Origin of the sequence: Methylobacterium indicum (assembly GCF_017347565.1) — a bacterium.
Classification (GTDB): domain Bacteria; phylum Pseudomonadota; class Alphaproteobacteria; order Rhizobiales; family Beijerinckiaceae; genus Methylobacterium; species Methylobacterium indicum.
In genome coordinates, this window is sequence record NZ_AP024145.1 from 2,895,360 (window position 1) to 2,912,170 (window position 16,811).

Genomic DNA, 16,811 nt, shown 5'->3' on the forward strand with positions numbered 1-16,811 from the left:
GCCGGGGCGCGGCCCTCCGATACGTGTCAGGCGAGCGCCGCGCCCCATTTGGCGGCGTCCGGCGCCTTCTCCTTGTAGATCGCCCCGGAGGCGTCGACGTGCAGCTCGGTCCAGGCGCCGTCGTCCCGGCGGGCCAGCACCTCGACGTGCTTGGGCTTGAGCCTGGGCTCGCCCGTCGGCGTCCAGCCCGCCGCCGTCACGGCGGCGAGGGCGGCGGCGGGATCGACCGGCGCCTCCGAGCGGGATTTGCCGGGGTGGTTCGGCTTCTTGTGATGGATCTCGACCGGGTCGCGGCCCGGGGTGGCGATCCGCGCGACCTTGATCTCCGAGGGGCGGCGCTCGCCCTCGAGGGTCACAAGCAGGCCCGCCGCGAGGGGAAAGGCCTCGGCACCCTTGGGTCCGAGATCGGCGAGGTGGACCGCGCCGTCCGCCTCCAGGGTGAAGCGATGCGCGAAGACGTGCTGGATCGTGCCCGAAAGGGCGGTGGTGTCGTGGTGCGGCATGATCTTCTCCGAAGAGCGCCCAACCGCAGGCGCAGCCGGGAGGTGGGGGCGGGCCAAGCCGTCCGCAAGGTCCGCCGGCGACGCGATCGGCCGCCTTGGGAAACCCACCCCCGCCGCGGTCAGACCCGCCGGCAGGCGCAGCCCTCCTCCCCGAAAATCTCCTCCCCGAAAATCTCCGCCCCGAAGGCCTGCGCCAGGGCGATGCGCCCGCCCGGGGTCACGGCGACGGCCCGGCTGCCGGCGCTCCGGCGCAGCCAGCCCCGGTCGAGGCCGGTGGTCAGCAGGGCCGCCCCGAGGGCACCGGCGAGGTGGGGCCGGCGCTCGCTCCAGTCGAGGCAGGGGCGGCAGAAGACCCGGCGGCGGCTCCCCCGGGCGGCCCCGTCGAGATCGACCCCGAGGCCGCGCAGGAACACCTCGCCCTCCGGCGTGAGCGCCCCGCCGTCGGCCCCGAGCTCGATGGCGCCGCGGGCGACGAGCGCGTCGGTCATCGCCACGGCGAGGCGCCCGGCGAGGTGGTCGTAGCAGGTGCGGGCCTCGCGCAAAGCCGCGTCCCGGGGGCCGGGCGGGCGCGGCGCGGCGACGGCCGGGACCGCCGCCACCGCCATCACGCCCTCGAGCATCCGGGCCACCGCCGGGGCGGCGAGGCGGTGGTAGCGGTGGCGGCCCTGGCGCTCGACCGCGAGGAGCCCGGCCTCGACCAGCTGCGCCAGGTGGCCGCTCGCGGTCTGGGGCGTGACGTTCGCCGCGCGGGCGAGCTCCGCCGCGGTCAGCGCGCGGCCGTCCATCAGCACCGCCAGCATCCCGGCGCGGGCCGGATCGCCGACGAGGGCGGCGGTGCGGGCGAAGGCCGCGATGGTCACCATGGAGCGTCTCCTCGGAGGGCCTCCCCGGATCGTCTCCGCGAACGGCATTCCCTTGTAGCGCGGTCGGGCGCCGGATGCTTCGGCCGGCGCCGAAGCGCGGCGGGCGGCGGATCGGCCACAGCGGGTCCAGCGCCACCGCCGGACCGTCCCCCCCCATGCTTCGATCCTTGCCTCGATCCTTGCGTCGATCCTTGCCTCGATCCTCGCGACTGATTCGCCGCCTCCTCGCCGCGCTCGGCCTCGGATGCCCGGGGAGCGGCCCGCCCGGGGAGGGCGCGCTCGCGCGACACCTGCGGCAGCGCCGCGACCGGGCCAGGTTGGAGGGGCTCGACGACAGGTTGCTGCGGGACGTCGGCCTGCGCCGCGAGGGCACCAGGGCCGGCATCGACTTCGTCCCCCTGTCCTCGGCCGATCCGCGCGGATCGTCGTGACGCCCCGCATCGTCGTGAGGACGGCCGAAACCGGCATGACGCCGACGCGTTGCGATTTCGCTGCACTGCAACGCTGCCGTCGACTGGCCATGATCCGGCCGTGATCATGCCGCCGTCCCGGGTGCTGCTCGCCGATGCTTCCGGCACGCCCGGGCGGTGTTTCCCCGTTGCATCACGTCGCCGCTATCTTGCTGCCAAGCGCGGCGATTGGTTTACGAAGCGTATCCGTGCCCCGCCTTCGCCACATTCCGCCCGAAGCTAGGCTTTGAGCGCGGCCGTTCCGGTCCGCTCGGCCAATGCACGAGAGGGGCCTGCATGACGCGGAACCGGACTTTCCCCATCACCGCCGCCCTCGCGGCCCTCGCCGCGGCGCCGCATCTCGGCGGCTGCAGCCTGGTCCCCCACGGGATCGAGACGACGGGAAGCCTTCCGGACCGCAAGCAGCTCGCCGCCGTCACGCCCGCCGACCGGGACTGCCTCGCCCGGGCGATGTATTTCGAGTCCAACCGCTCGAGCGAGGAGGGCCTGCTCGCGGTCGGCACCGTGGTGATGAACCGGCTCGAATCGCCCACCTACCCGAACTCGATCTGCGGCGTCGTCGGCCAGAAGCGCCAGTTCGCCGCCGGCGTGCTGCACAAGCCGATGCGGGACCGCGAGCGCGAGAAGGCCCAGCAGGTCGCCGACGCGATCCTGGCCGGCGAGCGCCACGAGAAGGTCGGCGGCGCGATGTTCTTCCACACCGCCGGCTACACCTTCTCCTACCGCAACATGCACTACGTGGCCCTCGCCGGCGGCAACGCCTTCTACGAGAAGCGCCCGTGGTACGACCGCGAGGGCGCGACGCCGCGCCAGTCCCTCGCCCGCGTCCAGCTCGCCCAGGCCGCTCAAGGCCACGTATCCCAGGACCGGCTCTCCTCCGCCGGCGGCGCCCGCTGGACCGCGCAGGCGACCCGCAGCGCCGTCCGCGCCGCGCAGCAGACCCCGCTCGCCGAGCTCGGCCCCGCCCGCAACGTCTGCCGCGTCGCCGCCGCCGAGACCGGCCGCAGCCCGGGCTGAGGCCCGCCTCCGCGGACGACGACCCCTCCACCTCCCAAGTCCGGCTCTCAAGTCCGGCGCGGAACGCAACGGCTCCGCTGCGGTTTGAGTCTCCCACGGATGACCGGGGAGGACGACGTGGCGGCAGGCGATCTTGCGGCGGGAGCCGGAACGGCGCGGGATGCCAGGTCCGGCGTGGTGCGCACCGACGTGCCGGCGCGGATGGACCGGCTGCCCTGGAGCCGCTTCCACCTGATCCTGGTGATCGCCCTCGGCGTCACCTGGGTGCTCGACGGGCTCGAGGTCACCATCGTCGGGGCGATCGGCCCCGTGCTGCAGGACAAGCGGGCGCTCGGCTTCACCCTCCAGGAGATCGGCGCCTCGGCCTCGTTCTACGTCGTCGGCGCGGTGGTCGGCGCCCTGGTCTTCGGCTGGCTCACCGACCGGTTCGGCCGCCGCCTCGTCTTCTACGCCACCCTGCTGATCTATGTCGGCGGCGTCATCGCCAGCGCGCTCGCCTGGGATTTCTGGAGCTTCGCGCTCTTCCGCCTCGTCACCGGGCTCGGCATCGGCGGCGAGTACGCGGCGATCAACTCGGCCATCGACGAGCTGATCCCGGCCAAGTATCGCGGCCGGGTCGACCTCATCGTCAATGGCAGCTTCTGGCTCGGCGCCGCCGCGGGCGCGGGCGCCGCGCTGCTCCTCCTCGACCCCAACCTCCTCGACCCGGATTTCGGCTGGCGCCTCGGCTTCGGCATCGGCGGCGTGCTCGGCCTCGGCATCCTGTTCCTGCGCCGCCACGTCCCCGAGAGCCCGCGCTGGCTCGTCACCCACGGCCGCGAGGAGGAGGCCGAGCGCACGGTGGCGGAGATCGAGCGCCGGATCGAGGCCGAGACCGGCAAAACGCTCCTGAAGGCGGAGGGCATCCTGGAGGTGCACCCCAAGAAGAGCTTCGGCTTCGGCGAGATCTTCGATTCGATGGTGCACAAGCACCGCGGCCGCAGCGTCCTCGCCCTGGTGCTGATGGTGGCCCAGGCCTTCCTGTTCAACGCGGTGTTCTTCACCTACGGGCTGGTGCTCGCGAAGTTCTACGGCGTGCCGGAGAACAAGGCCGGCATCTTCTTGGTGCCGCTCGCCATCGGCAACTTCCTGGGCCCGCTGCTGCTCGGCCACTTCTTCGACACGATCGGCCGGCGCCGGATGATCGCCGGCACCTTCGGCTTGAGCGGGCTCCTGCTGCTCGCCACCGCGGTCGCGTTCGGCCTCGACCTGTTCACCGCCTGGACCCAGACCTTCGCCTGGATCGCGATCTTCTTCGTCGCCTCGGCCGCCGCCAGTTCCGCCTACCTCACGGCGAGCGAGATCTTTCCCCTCGAGACCCGGGCGCTCGCCATCGCGGTGTTCTACGCCCTCGGCACGGGTGCGGGCGGCGTGATGGCCCCCTGGCTGTTCACCCGCCTGATCGAATCCGGCCAGCAATGGGCGCTGGCCGGCGGCTATGTCGGGGCGGCGGCACTCCTGGTGATCGCCGCCGTGACGGAGTGGCGGCTCGGGGTCGATGCGGAGGGCAAGTCCCTGGAGAGCATCGCCGATCCGTTGTCGAAGGCGGGGTGAGGGACGAGGCGGTCCGCCTCCCTCGTCCATGCCGCGCGGGTTCGGGACGGGCACCGGTCGCGATCGTCCGGGAGCCTGGCCCGGTCGCCGGATCCGTCCCTGCCGATGACGACCCAGGGCGTCCGCGATGGAGACCCGCCGCGCAGGCGTCGACCGGGTTTCAGTGCAGGGCCGGCCGCTCCGCCTCGGCCGGCGGCACCACCGTGTCGAGCAGGGCCTCGCGGATGCGGGCGAGGCGCAGCTCCGCCGCCTCGCGGGCGGCCTCGGCGGCGGTGGTGGCGCGCTGGGCCTCGGCCAGGCGCGCCTCCAGGCGGCGCACCGCGGCCCGCTCGGCCGACAGCAGGGCCTCGGCCGCCCCGATCCGGGCCTCCGCCTCGGCGGCCGCATCCCGCGCCTCGACGATCACGACGTTCGCCGCCGCGGCGGCATGACCGGCCTCGGCGGCGGCGTGATTTGCCTCGGCGGCAACTTGATTTGCCTCGGCGGCAGCCTGGTTCGCCGCGGCGGCCTTGTGCCGGGCATCCTCGGCCTCGGTCGCGGCGGCCTGCAGAGCGTCCTCGACGCGCACGAGCAGGGCGCCGACCTCGCGGCCGAGCCGGTCGGCCCGGGCCTCGGCGGCGGTGGCGCGGGCGGTCGAGGCGCGCACCTGCTCGGTCGCGCGCCGCAGCAGGGCCAGGATGGTGCCGGTGTCGATCGGGGTGGCCATGGGATCCGGGAAGCGGTCGGCGATTCCCTCAAGGGGGGCCCGCCTGCGCGCCGCGGTCAAGGACTATTGCGCCGCTTGCTCGCCCACGGCCGCATTCCTCCGTGTCCTGCGGCGCGGGTGCGTCACCCTACCCCCGCCCCGTGGGGCCGCACCCCTGCGACGGATGCGCCCGGAGGGTATGCGGGGCGGGAACCCAACCTGCCGCCGATCGATGCTCCCGGGGACTATCCGCGATGGATGCGGGGAGTATGCCCGCCAGGCTCCGGGGGAGACCCCGGCGAGACAAGGTGCCGTGCCCATGTTCATGAGGATCGACCGTCTGCAGGCCGAGCTGCCGCAGCCCAAGAGGCCCGACCCGAATGCCGCCGCCGCCCTGCAGGAGCTGCTCGGCGGCAAGTACGGCGAGATGTCGACGCTCGGCAACTACATGTTCCAGAGCTTCAACTTTCGCGACAAGTCCAAGCTGCGCCCGTTCTACAGCCTGGTCTCGAGCATCTTCGCGGAGGAACTCGGCCACGTCGAGCTGGTCTCGACCGGCGTGGCGATGCTCAATAACGGCCCGGGCGACCCGACGCCGGACGTCGACGTGTCGAAGGCGCCCTTCCACGACATGCAGGACATCCGGCTCGCCGGCAGCTTCCTCAGCAACGGCGGCGGCGCGATGCCGATGAACTCGAACGCCGCGTCGTGGAACATGGACATGGTCACCACGACCGGAAACATCATCATCGACCTGCTGCACAACTTCCATCTGGAATGCGGCGCGCGGCTGCACAAGCTCCGGGTCTACGAGACCCTGAAGGACCCGACCGGGCGCGAGGTCTGCGGCTACCTGCTGGTGCGCGGCTCGGTCCATGCCCACGCCTACGCCCTGGCGCTCAAGAAGCTGACGGGCGTGGCGATCGAGCAGATGCTGCCGACCCCCAACATCAACCTCGACCGCATCCCGGAATGCCAGAAATACCTGCAGGAGGGCAGCCACCGCCGGCTCTACACCTTCTCGCAGGATTATCCCGAAGCGGCCGGTGTGTGGTCGAACGACGAGGTGGCGCTGCCGGGCGACCCGCCGGGGAACCTCGAAGTGGTCGACGGCGCGCCCGAGGGCGGCAAGATCCCGGAGCTCGACGGCAATTACGGCGCCTTCGCGCCGAACTACAAGCCGGAGGAGATCTTCGAGATCGCCAGCAAGCTCTACAAGAAGAGCCGCTGACGATTCCGGCCGGGGCCGGTCAGTCCGGCCCCGCGCCCGCGACGGCCGCGTCGAGGGTATCGAGCACCTCCGCCATGGCCGGGCGCGCCGCCGGATCGGGCCCGGTGCAGGCCTCGACCAGCCCGTCGAGGCCTGATTCGGCGAGCGGGGCGTGGCGGCCCAGCTCCTGGAGCAGGAGCCCGAAGGCCCGCACGTCGAGCCGCTGCAGGATGGCACCCTCCCGGCCCGCGGGCAGGGCGGAGGCCGCCCCGAGGTCGCTCAGCACCGCCGCGCCGTCATGCCCGTCCCACAGCACGTTGTGGGCGTAGAGGTCGCCGTGGCCGAAGCCGCTCGCATGCAGGTGGGCGGCGCCTGCCGCCACCCCGCGGGCGAGGCGCAAGGCCGCCGCCCGGGTCAGGCGCAAGGCGGGATCGTAGACGTCGCGGCTGCAGCTCGCGAGGCTCGGCGGACCGGCCAGCACCCGCCAGCCCGGCGGCAGGAGCGGCATCAGCAAGCCCTGAACGCCGTCCGGGTGGTCGGCGAGGCGGCCGAGGCCGCCGGTCAGGTGCGGATGGGCGCCCGCCGCCAGGCAGGCCGCCATCTCGCGCTCGGGCAGGCCGTCGCTGGTCATCGCCCCCTTGAACAGCTTGAGGGCGACCGCGCGTTCCGCACCGACGCCCCCCGGCCGCCACCCCGTCCGCATCACCCGGCCCGAGGCGCCCTCGCCCAGGAGCGGACCGACGGACAGGTCGTTCCAGGCGACCGGCTCCGCCGCGACCGGTCCCGGGGCGGCGCGATCCTCGAACGGGTTGCCGGCCCAGGACAGCCAGGCGAGGCGGGGCAGGGCGGTGATGCAGCCCGGCAAGGTCGCGAAGCGGTTGGCGGCGATGCGCAGGAGTTCGAGGTTCTCCGCCCCGCTCAAGGAATCCGGCAGGGCCTCCAGGCGGTTGCCCGCCAGCATCAGCTTCTGCAGGCGTGGCCGCTCGCCGAGGGCCCGGGGCAGCGCCGCGATGCGGTTGTCGGTGAGGGTGAGCCAGCGCAGGTCCGGGCTCAAGGATTCCGCCGGCACCTCGACGAGGCCGGCGGCGCGAAAGCCGACCTGGCTCAGGGCCGGGCAGTCGCCCAGCACCGGGGGCAGGCGGGTGAAGCGGTTGCCCGAGCAGAAGAGGACCCGCAGGCGGCGCATCCGGCCGAATCCGGCGGGCAGTTCGGTCAGGGCGTGGCCGCCGAGGTCGAGGAGTTCGAGGCTGTCGGCGAGGCCGAGGATCTCGGGCGGCATCGCGGTCAGCCGCCCCTCCGGCCCGCCGGGGAGCCGCAATTCCCGGATGCCGGCGAGGTCGCCCCGGCGTAGGGCAGCGAGGCGTGCGGCGGTCTCGGGCGGCAGGCCCGTCGCCGCGTGCGGGTCCGTCCCGGCGCTCATGCGCGCAGGGGCCGGTTGGAGTCGGGCCGGTTGGGGTCGGGCCGGTTGGGGTTCGCCCGGTCGGGTCTCGGCATCCTCGATCTCCCGGCGGCCCTCGCTTGCGCCGCCCGGCGCCGGTGGTTGGCGGGAAACGCCGCCGGATCAAGAGGCGGGCAAGGCCGGCTTGGCAAGACCGGCTCGGCGGGACCGGCTTCAGTACGGGTAGCCGTAATAGTAGGCCGGCGGGGCCGCACGCTCATACTCCACCGGCGGGCGGCCGTAGGTGCGCAGGTAGGGGTCGTAGCGCGGCTGCCGGAAATTGCCGTTGTTGACCCCGGCCGAGCGGTCGTTGCCGTTCAAGGCGGCGTAGGGCGACAGGCCGCTGCCGGAATCGCTGTTGCGGGCGAGCGCCGCAGCCGTCGTCCCGAGAACGAGGGCGGCCGCGACCGTGGCCTGGATCGTGAGGGCACGCATGGATGGCCTCCTGCCGTATTCGCTGACCGAGCGAAACGGCCGGCGCATCGGCGGCGTTCCGGCCCGCCGGCGCGGCCTTTCGGCGCCCGCAAGTCGGCGCCCTGCTCAGCGCCCCGCGCGCAGCGAGGCGGTGCGGTGCTGCTGCACCAGGACCCGGGAGAGGTGATCGATCGCCCCGTCCTGCCGCCGGCGCAGGGCCCTGGGGCCTCTTCCGCGTCACGCCGCATCGAGACGGAGAATTCGAACCCACCGACCTCGGTGGCGCCGATCCGGTTCAGCACGAACGGAAACAGCCCGAGCTCGGTCGCGCCCGCGACGAGGCCGAGAAAATGCTCGGGGGAAACGCGCGGGCGTGAACACCCAGCCATGGTGGACGTGCACGACGGCAGATCGGCTCAAGGCAGGCTGCAGCAGCCAACGGCTAGCGAAATTCTGGCCCTGAAACGACGAAGGCGACCCCAAGGCCACCTATCGTAAGTCTCTGACGGTGCAGAGTTATTTTTGGTCGGAGCGAGAGGATTCGAACCTCCGACCCCTAGTCCCACAGTTCTTCGAGGAGGAGCTTTCAAAAGCGTCCGGAAGCCATCAAACGGCGCCATTTTCCCTCTGAACCTCTAGTTTTTATAACGCAGAAGCGGTATCTTGACTCCACAGGCATTCGGGTCATTGGCTTCCGGAAAATGACTGCGCAGCGCCTTACCCGCCAGACCGTCGCCGCTCTGACTGTCCCGCCCGGCAAACTGGAAGCGTTCCTGTGGGATGCAGAGGTCAAGGGCTTCGGCGTCCGCGCCAGCGCAGGGGGAAGCCGTCGCTACGTCGTCCAGTACCGAGTGCCAGGGCAGCGAGCCACGAAGAAGCTCAGCATCGGTGCGGTGGACACCCTCACCGTCGATGAGGCCCGGCGGCAGGCCCGGACGCTTCTCGCAAAGGCCCTGACCGGCAACGACCTGCATGCCGAGAAGGCCGCGGCGAAGAAGGCAGCCGCTGTCACGCTTGGCAGCGTCGCGGATGCCTACTTGAAGCGCTGCGAGGCTCGCCAGAAGCCCGGGACCTTTTATCAGACCAAGCTCCACCTGACGAAGCATTGGGCGCCCCTGCGGGGCCTCCCGCTGCACAAGGTTCGGCGCGCCGACGTGGCCGCCAGGCTCACCGAGCTGCGCGACAGCAGCGGTGGAGTGTCCGCGAACCGGAGCCGGTCGGCGCTCTCGGCACTCTTCGCGTGGGCGATCGGGGAGGGGCTGACGGAAGCCAACCCGGTGGTCGGGACCCACAAACCTGCCGAGGAGAAGACGCGCGAGCGTGTCCTGAGCGACGCCGAGCTGAAGGCCATCTGGAAGGCGTGCCGCAGCGATGCCTACGGACGCATCGTCCAACTGTTGATCCTCACGGCCCAGCGCCGGGAGGAGGTGGGCGGCATGGCGGATACGGAGCTGGATCTGGACGCCGCCCTGTGGACCCTTCCAGCCGCCCGGGCGAAGAACCACCGGGAACACCTTGTTCCGCTCTCGACGCCCGCAGTGGCAACCCTTCGGGAGGCGCCGCGCCTCGAGGGCCGCGCTCTCGTCTTTGGTGAGGGGGCTGGTGGCTTCTCCGGCTGGTCACGGGCCAAGAATGCGCTGGACAGACGGCTCACGGAGGCTGGGACGCCGCTGGCGCCTTGGACCCTGCACGATCTGCGCCGGACGGCCGCGACGACGATGGCGGATCGGCTCGGGGTCGCGCCGCACATCATCGAGGCAATCCTGAATCACGTCTCAGGCCACAAGGCAGGCGTGGCCGGCATCTACAACCGCGCGAGCTACGCGAGGGAGAAGCGGGAGGCGCTGGACCTGTGGGCCGCCCACGTGACCGGCCTTTGCGGGATGCGGGAGGAGGCACCTCCCCGAGCGAGCGCGTAAATTTTTTCTCCGGTTGTGCCGGCGGGGACTCAAGGTCCACGACTAGAGATGTGCCTGGAAACAACGATCGATCCATTCAAGTGCCAGCACATTGCAAAGATCTTGCTGCAAATGGGGTGCAATCTCGCGGCCATTTATGAGCTTGCGTGATCTCTTTTGGCTGCTTAGTGTCACCACAGTTCAAGCTCGCAATCACATTTTGGGCGCGCACGCTGGGTGCGGGTCAGATTAGAGGCTGCCGATCCCGGCAGGCCGATCCCCAGCTTCTTCCATGCCTGGAGAGAGACCGTGCCGCATACCGTGCCGGCGGGCGACGTGCGCCCGAACGCCCCCGTCATCAACTTCAATGCCGCGTGCGAGGCCGCCAATCTATCCGTCTCGACCATGCGTCGGCTGGTCAAGGCGGGGCGCGGCCCGCGCATCCTGCGTCTCAGCGAGCGCCGTATCGGCATTCGGCGTGATGACCTGGACGAGTGGATCGCCAGCCGGCGCTGTGGTGGCTGAGCGTCTACATCTTGGCGGCGGCGATGAATACGCCGTCGCTTTCTCGCAAGCCAAAGCGAGGGCTCAGACGGCCCGCGGAGCCCCTGCGCTGGCTCGGTGCAGTGTTCCCGCGTCCGGAGCCCCAACGGGCGCCAGCGGCCAACGTCGCCGCCTCCAGGGTAGTGCCATCGGCCCAACTCGTCCAAAAGCAAAGCCCCCCGGAAAGGGCGGGGGTGATTTTGGGCGAGGCCGGCGAGGGTCGGCGCGGCGACACAGTGGTGGCGCGCCCATCGATCGTCCGGTTTGGTGCCGGACGCACCGCTGGGACCGAGGGACTCGCGGCGGCGGTCTTAATCCCCGACAAGGATGCGCGGGAGACTGCCGTGCTGTACCGCTTGGGCGAGGCCGCAGCCGGAGGAGCCGGCACGCACGCCGATATGCGCTGGCTCGCGATGCTGTCAGCCAGCCTCAACGGCCTGCCGCCTGCAAGCCTCGACACCCTGCGCCTGCTCGCCCATTGCCCCAGCGCGGCGGCGCGGCTGGCGCTTCACGCGCAGGACACAGAGCGTCGGGCCGTCCTGGCGCTCGCCGATTCACTGCCGTTCGCGTGGTATTTGGTGAACCGGCAGAGTCGGAAGTCGCGGCGCCGGGGGAAGAGGCGGCCCGCCGCCCGGATGTCGCGCGCCTCATCGCGCTGCGCGCCCTGCCGGGCGGGAGGCCCCTCCACGTCGCGGCGGACGGCCTCGTCTGCGACAGCGCCACAGCCGCCACCCGCACGTGGCCACGAGCGCGCCCCGTGGGCCGCCCCGCCATCGCCGTCCGCCTGCTTGAGCGGGGCCTCGGCCTCGACGTTGGCGACGCCGAGCACCGGGAGGAGATCAACGGCCTGCTCCGCGCGGCCTGGAACGCCCTGATGCCCCTCCTCGCCCGTCCTGGCGAGGGCTCTCATTACGCCCTCGATTTCGAGACGGCCCACGTCGCCCCGGTCCTGCGCGCCTATCTACGCGACGCCCGCGCGATCCTCGATTGCCGCGAGCCCGGATGCGAGGGGGGGTGCTCGGCCTGCGTGCTCGCGGGCGACCTCCACGCCCAGGCCGAGATCCTGGACCGCCAGGCGGCCCTGGCCTTCGCGGAGGTGGAACTCGCCGCCGTCGCGGGGCCTTCGCAGGAGGACGCGGCCGCTGAGGGCGCCGTCCTCGCACGCGATGTCGCCGACGAGATCGCGGCGCGGGTGGGCGGGGGTGCCGAAGAGGCGATCCTATGGCCGGCAGCGCCTTTCGATCCCACCTCTCTGATCCGCCCCCGCCTGCGCACCCTGCTTGGCCGTCTGAACGAGGCTGGGCATGCGGTGACGCTCTGCCTGAGCGAGGAGATTCTAAGCGGGCTCGACGCCGCCCAGCGGCTCGGGCTGCGGGACGCTGCTATCCGGCATGGACTGTGCCTCGCGATCGGGACGGCGCCGCGCTTCCGGAACGGCGCGCGTGCGGTCGCCGCCCTTGCGAGCGGACGCATCTGGGCCTCGCGGGACGAGGCCCCGGCACGGTTCGGTGACAGCTGGGGTCTGGGCCGGGACGCCCCCGTGGTCGCATTCCCGGGCGCACCGCCGGCCTGCGCGCCGTTCGACCACGACCGCCTGCTGCCTCGGCCAGGCGCGCGGTACATCGAGCCCAAGACGCGACTCGACGGGCCGAGCCGCAGCCTGGGAGACCGCTTCGCAGCGCTCGTCCGGCCAGACCTCGAGGCGGCCGGGCTGTGGCGTCCGAAGCAGCTGGTCTCGGTGAGCTACTCGGACCGCTACGTACGCTCGCCACTCGTCGCCCTGCTCGTCGTCCGCGCCGTGTCCCGCCTCGCGGCGGCGCTGGCTGGTCCGCAGCGGCCGCGCTTCCGCCTGGCAACGGCTCCGCTGAAGTTCCACGACGGCGCCGCACCCTATCGCCTCTCCCACGACTGGCGCGTCGAGACCGACCGCGAGCAGGTCCTGCGCCACCTCTGTCAGGGCGCCGGGCTCGACCTCGATCTACAGGTCGGACAGGCCTCGCACTCGCGCCGCCTCACGCTCGGCTACGCGGACGGAGGCACGGCCTCGATCGTCCTGGACCAAGGTTTCGGGTTCCTGCGGCCGGTCGCCCAGGCGCCGCACTTCGATTTCCGGGAGCCCGCCCCGGCACAGGCGAAGCGCCTGAGCGGAGTGGACCTGCTCTGCTCGTCCGACGGCACGACTTACATCGTCGTGGTCTCGGAGGGCGGACGCGCCACTTGACCGATCGATGGGCCGTTACGTTGGCTAGCCTCCCGACGGACCTGTCATCCATCGAATGCCCGTCGGATCCGCCTCCCTGAACGGCTATCGCGGGGCGGCGGCCGTCGCGGTACGTGACGCCCGTCCCGCAGGCACGGCGCCGGAGCGGGCGCGCCACTGTGCAGACCAGCTACAAGCTCGGTCGGCTGTCCATCAACGACGCTGCGGCCCTCATTCATGATGCGGACCACGGCGCCGACCCGATCACGGTCGGCCCATCCTTGTGCAACGACGTCGGGGACGAATAGGTCATCATCGTCAGCGAGAGGGCTAGCGCCGTACAGCTCATAGAGCGTGATCCAGCCCACTGAGTCTGCCATCAACATCATTTTTCCCGTGTTGCGTTCATCCGTACAATCAGGGAACTTGTGGCTGGGGAGGCCGCATGATTCTGTTTGATGATCTTAAGCCCGGATCGCGCATACGCGGTCTCGACCCCAGTGGCATCGCTGAGGTCGTCCAGGTCTCCCGCTTCGGCACAGACGCGATCAATCTGATCTTTCGCGTCAACGGAAAGGTCGGTGAACGACTCCTCTACCGCGGTGAGGAAGCAGCCTTCGAGATGATCGAAGGAGGCCGCGCATTTGCGTTCGATGCGGATGGCGGCCTGCTGCGGCTCGCATCCGAGGCCTATCGAATCCGTCTGGCCCATCTCTTCGATCCGTATCTGGCCGTCAGCGCCTCGCAGATCGAGGCCCTGCCGCACCAGATCACAGCGGTCTATGGAGAGATGTTGCCGCGCCAGCCGCTGCGCTTCCTGCTCGCGGATGATCCAGGGGCTGGCAAGACCGTGATGGCCGGCTTGCTGATCAAAGAGCTTCTCATTCGTGGTGATCTCGAACGCTGCCTTATCGTCGCACCGGGCAGTCTCGTCGAGCAATGGCAGGAGGAGATGGCTGAAAAATTCGGCCTTGCCTTCGAGATCCTGACCCGTGACCAGATCGAGACATCGATCACCGGCAATCCATTCGTTGAGACATCGCGCCTCATCCTGCGCCTCGACATGGCGGCGCGGTCGGAAACGCTGAAGGCGAAGCTCGACGCTGCTCCAGACTGGGATCTCGTCATCTGCGATGAGGCCCACCGCATGGCCGCATCGTATTTTGGGGGAGAAGTCAAGGAAACGCAACGTCATAAACTTGGCAAGTTGCTCGGACAACGCACCCGCAATCTTCTCCTCATGTCGGCGACGCCCCACAATGGCAAGGAGGCGGATTTTCAGCTTTTCATGGGATTGCTCGACGCCGATCGTTTCGAGGGCCGCTTCCGCGAGGGCGTCCACAAGGTCGACGTGTCCGACATGATGCGCCGGCTGACGAAAGAAGAACTCTACCGCTTCGACGGAACACCTCTTTTCCCGGAGCGACGGGCCTATACGGCAAACTACGCGCTCTCGCCCGCCGAGACTGATCTCTACCAAGCTGTCACGACCTACGTCCGCGAGGAGATGAACCGCGCCGACCGCACTGGCGACGACAAGCGTCGCTCCAGCGTCGGCTTCGCGCTCCAGATCCTGCAGCGACGGCTGGCCTCCTCGCCCGCCGCGATTCACCGCTCTCTCGAACGCCGCCGGAAGCGCCTTGAGGAGCGTCTGCGGGAGGAGCGATTGCTGCGCCAGGCCGGCTCCGCTCCCCTGGGCCGATCGCCGGTTCTCCCGGCCTTCGATCCTGACGACATCGACGACGTGCCGGGTCAGGAGGCCGAGGAAGCGGAAGATCAGATCGCCATTCAGGCGACGGCCGCGGCCACGCTTGCCGAACTCGAGGCCGAAATCACCATCCTGTCGGATCTCGAGCAACGTGCTTTGAGCCTCAAGCTCTCGGGGCAGGACACGAAGTGGCGCCAGCTCGAGGCGATCCTCGACGAGCCGATGATGCTCGATGCGACGACCGGCTTGCGCCGCAAGGTCCTGATCTTCACCGAGCCGAAGGACACGCTCGACTACCTTCAGCAGAAGATCGCCGCGAGAGTCGGGGATTCCGCCGCGGTCGTCGTGATCCATGGTGGGGTCGCCCGCGAGGCGCGCCGCGCCGCCATCGCGGCGTTCAACTCCGATCCGCTCGTGCGGGTGATGATCGCCAACGACGCGGCCGGCGAGGGCGTGAACCTCCAGCGCGGCGCGCACCTGATGGTCAACTACGACCTGCCCTGGAACCCGAACCGGCTCGAGCAGCGGTTCGGCCGCATCCACCGCATCGGCCAGACCGAGGTGTGCCACCTGTGGAATCTGTGCGCCGCCAATACCCGGGAGGGCGAGGTCTACCGCCGGCTGCTGGAGAAGCTGGAGGAGGCCCGCGCGGCGCTCGGGGGCAAGGTCTACGACGTGCTGGGCGAGCTGTTCGAGGGCCAGGCCCTGCGGGATCTCCTCGTCGAGGCCATCCGGTACGGAGATCGCCCCGAGAAGAAGGCCGAGCTGTTCCACAAGGTCGACGGAGCGGTCGATGTCGGTGCCATCGAGCGGCTGGTCGCCGAGCGCAAGCTCACCACGGAGGGCATGGATCCGCACGCGGTCACGGCCATCCGCGAGGCAATGGAGCGGGCGCAGGCCCGCCGCCTGCAGCCGCACTTCATCGGTGCGTTCTTCCGCGAGGGCTTCGCGATGCTGGGCGGCCGCCTCGCCGAGCGCGAGAGAGGCCGCTTCGAGATCCTGCGCGTGCCCGCGATCCTGAAGGAGCGCGACCGCCAGATCGGGCGGTCCGATCCGGTGCTCGACCGCTACGCCCGCATCACCTTCGAGAAGTCCCTGATCGCCGGCACGCCGCAGGCCGAGCTGGTCGCGCCGGGGCATCCGCTGCTCGATGCTTTGGTCGATGTCGTGCTCGAACGCTTCCTGCCGCTGCTCGGCCGGGGCAGCGTCCTCGTCGACGAGGCGGATGAGGGCGTGACGCCGCGGCTTCTCGTCTACCTGGAGCACGCCGTGCGCGACGGGCGCGCGACGCGGACGGCCGAGCCCCGCATCGTCTCGCAGCGGTTGCAGTTCATCCTTCTCGGGGAAGACGGGTCCGCCCGCGACGGGGGGCCGGCGCCCTACCTCGATTGCCGGCCCGCCACGCAAGACGAGCGGGCCGCGATCCACGACGTCCTGACGGCGCCCTGGCTGACGGAGGGCGTCGAGGCGCGGGCGCTCGGCTACGCCGTCGGCCACCTCGTGCCGGAGCACCTCGCCGCCGTGAAGGCGCGCCGCCTCGCGGAGATCGACAAGATCGAGCGGGAGGTGCGGGCACGCCTGACCCGGGAGATCAACTACTGGGACGCCAGGGCCGCGCGCCTGCGCGAGGAGGAGAGGGCGGGCAAGGAGCAGCGCGTCAACGCCCAGAACGCGGAGGCCACGGCCACGCGGCTCGTCGAGCGCCTGCACCGGCGCCAGGCGGAGCTCGACCGCGAGCGGCAGGTCTCGGCCATGGCGCCGCTTCTGAAGGGAGCCGCCCTCGTCGTCCCGGCCGGGCTGCTCCAGTCGCGCAGGCCGGCTCCGCCGTACACCCAGCCTGAGCCGGACGGCTTCTGCGAGGATCCGCTCGCCCGGGCGGAGATCGAGCGGCTCGCCATGGAGGCCGTGATGGCGGCCGAGCGCGGCCTCGGCCACGAGCCGCGCGACGTCTCCGCCGAGAAGAAGGGCTGGGACATCGAGAGCCGCGGCCGCGCGGGCGGTCCCCTGCGCTTCATCGAGGTGAAGGGCCGGCAGGCCGCGGGCCGCGACGTCATCCTGACCAAGAACGAGATCCTCGCCTCGCTGAACGCCGCGGAGGCCTTCATCCTGGCGATCGTGCGCATCGAGTCCGGCTTCGCCCAGGAGCCGGTCTACGTGCGGCGCTTCGTCAACAGGGAGCCGGGCTTCGCCGAAACGGCCGTGGTGTTCGATATCGCCGATCTGCTATCGCTGGGCCGCAGGCCGCATTGAGGGATACGGGGCACATCGG

Annotated in this window: 12 protein-coding genes; 7 read left to right on the forward strand and 5 right to left on the reverse strand. The window is 70.9% G+C overall.

Going from position 1 to position 16,811, the window contains the following annotated elements; all coding sequences use genetic code 11:
• Positions 1-26: 26 nt before the first annotated feature.
• Positions 27-503 carry a hypothetical protein gene (locus miv_RS13605; protein WP_207183148.1) on the reverse strand — a complete coding sequence of 159 codons (477 nt, stop codon included), beginning with the start codon at positions 501-503 and terminating at the stop codon, positions 27-29.
• 119 nt (positions 504-622) lie between these two features.
• The gene (locus miv_RS13610; protein WP_207183149.1) at positions 623-1,366 is read right to left on the reverse strand and encodes an ArsR/SmtB family transcription factor; all 744 of its coding nucleotides are present in this window, start codon (positions 1,364-1,366) and stop codon (positions 623-625) included.
• A gap of 746 nt (positions 1,367-2,112) precedes the next feature.
• On the opposite strand from miv_RS13610, the gene miv_RS13615 reads away from it, so the two are divergent.
• The gene (locus miv_RS13615) at positions 2,113-2,853 is read left to right on the forward strand and encodes a cell wall hydrolase (protein WP_207183150.1); all 741 of its coding nucleotides are present in this window, start codon (positions 2,113-2,115) and stop codon (positions 2,851-2,853) included.
• A 201-nt stretch (positions 2,854-3,054) separates the two neighbouring features.
• On the forward strand, positions 3,055-4,446 hold the full coding sequence (locus miv_RS13620; RefSeq protein WP_207183490.1) for an MFS transporter: 1,392 nt from the start codon (positions 3,055-3,057) through the stop codon (positions 4,444-4,446).
• Positions 4,447-4,606: 160 nt separating this feature from the next.
• On the opposite strand, the gene miv_RS13625 is transcribed toward miv_RS13620, so the two are convergent.
• A complete protein-coding gene (locus miv_RS13625; RefSeq protein ID WP_207183151.1) occupies positions 4,607-5,152 on the reverse strand; it encodes a hypothetical protein in 546 nt (181 codons plus the stop codon).
• A 298-nt stretch (positions 5,153-5,450) separates the two neighbouring features.
• Between miv_RS13625 and miv_RS13630 the strand changes: the two genes are divergently transcribed.
• The gene (locus tag miv_RS13630) at positions 5,451-6,362 is read left to right on the forward strand and encodes a manganese catalase family protein (RefSeq protein ID WP_048429590.1); all 912 of its coding nucleotides are present in this window, start codon (positions 5,451-5,453) and stop codon (positions 6,360-6,362) included.
• A gap of 19 nt (positions 6,363-6,381) precedes the next feature.
• Here the strand turns inward: miv_RS13630 and miv_RS13635 are convergent, their stop codons facing one another.
• A complete protein-coding gene (locus miv_RS13635; RefSeq protein WP_207183152.1) occupies positions 6,382-7,761 on the reverse strand; it encodes a leucine-rich repeat-containing protein kinase family protein in 1,380 nt (459 codons plus the stop codon).
• A gap of 192 nt (positions 7,762-7,953) precedes the next feature.
• Positions 7,954-8,214: a hypothetical protein gene (locus miv_RS13640; protein ID WP_048429592.1), complete on the reverse strand. Its 261-nt coding sequence runs from the start codon at positions 8,212-8,214 to the stop codon at positions 7,954-7,956.
• Between the two features lie 680 nt (positions 8,215-8,894).
• Between miv_RS13640 and miv_RS13645 the strand changes: the two genes are divergently transcribed.
• The 4 genes from miv_RS13645 to miv_RS13660 all read left to right on the forward strand — a co-directional run bounded on the left by miv_RS13645 (position 8,895) and on the right by miv_RS13660 (position 16,792).
• Entirely contained in the window at positions 8,895-10,112 is a 1,218-nt protein-coding gene (locus tag miv_RS13645; RefSeq protein WP_207183153.1) for a tyrosine-type recombinase/integrase, read from the forward strand.
• 288 nt (positions 10,113-10,400) lie between these two features.
• Entirely contained in the window at positions 10,401-10,616 is a 216-nt protein-coding gene (locus tag miv_RS13650) for a helix-turn-helix transcriptional regulator (RefSeq protein ID WP_207183154.1), read from the forward strand.
• A gap of 775 nt (positions 10,617-11,391) precedes the next feature.
• Entirely contained in the window at positions 11,392-12,855 is a 1,464-nt protein-coding gene (locus tag miv_RS13655) for a hypothetical protein (RefSeq protein WP_207183155.1), read from the forward strand.
• Between the two features lie 424 nt (positions 12,856-13,279).
• Complete coding sequence (locus miv_RS13660) at positions 13,280-16,792, forward strand: helicase-related protein (protein ID WP_207183156.1); 3,513 nt, start codon at positions 13,280-13,282, stop codon at positions 16,790-16,792.
• Positions 16,793-16,811 lie beyond the last annotated feature (19 nt).

Bases quoted from the DNA above. Each gene is read 5' to 3' on its own strand.
- miv_RS13615 (WP_207183150.1), top strand. From the start codon at position 2,113: ATGACGCGGAACCGGACTTTCCCCATCACCGCCGCCCTCGCGGCCCTC.
- miv_RS13610 (WP_207183149.1), bottom strand. From the start codon at position 1,366: ATGGTGACCATCGCGGCCTTCGCCCGCACCGCCGCCCTCGTCGGCGAT.
- miv_RS13620 (WP_207183490.1), top strand. From the start codon at position 3,055: ATGGACCGGCTGCCCTGGAGCCGCTTCCACCTGATCCTGGTGATCGCC.
- miv_RS13625 (WP_207183151.1), bottom strand. From the start codon at position 5,152: ATGGCCACCCCGATCGACACCGGCACCATCCTGGCCCTGCTGCGGCGC.
- miv_RS13640 (WP_048429592.1), bottom strand. From the start codon at position 8,214: ATGCGTGCCCTCACGATCCAGGCCACGGTCGCGGCCGCCCTCGTTCTC.
- miv_RS13660 (WP_207183156.1), top strand. From the start codon at position 13,280: ATGATTCTGTTTGATGATCTTAAGCCCGGATCGCGCATACGCGGTCTC.
- miv_RS13605 (WP_207183148.1), bottom strand. From the start codon at position 503: ATGCCGCACCACGACACCACCGCCCTTTCGGGCACGATCCAGCACGTC.
- miv_RS13635 (WP_207183152.1), bottom strand. From the start codon at position 7,761: ATGAGCGCCGGGACGGACCCGCACGCGGCGACGGGCCTGCCGCCCGAG.
- miv_RS13645 (WP_207183153.1), top strand. From the start codon at position 8,895: ATGACTGCGCAGCGCCTTACCCGCCAGACCGTCGCCGCTCTGACTGTC.
- miv_RS13630 (WP_048429590.1), top strand. From the start codon at position 5,451: ATGTTCATGAGGATCGACCGTCTGCAGGCCGAGCTGCCGCAGCCCAAG.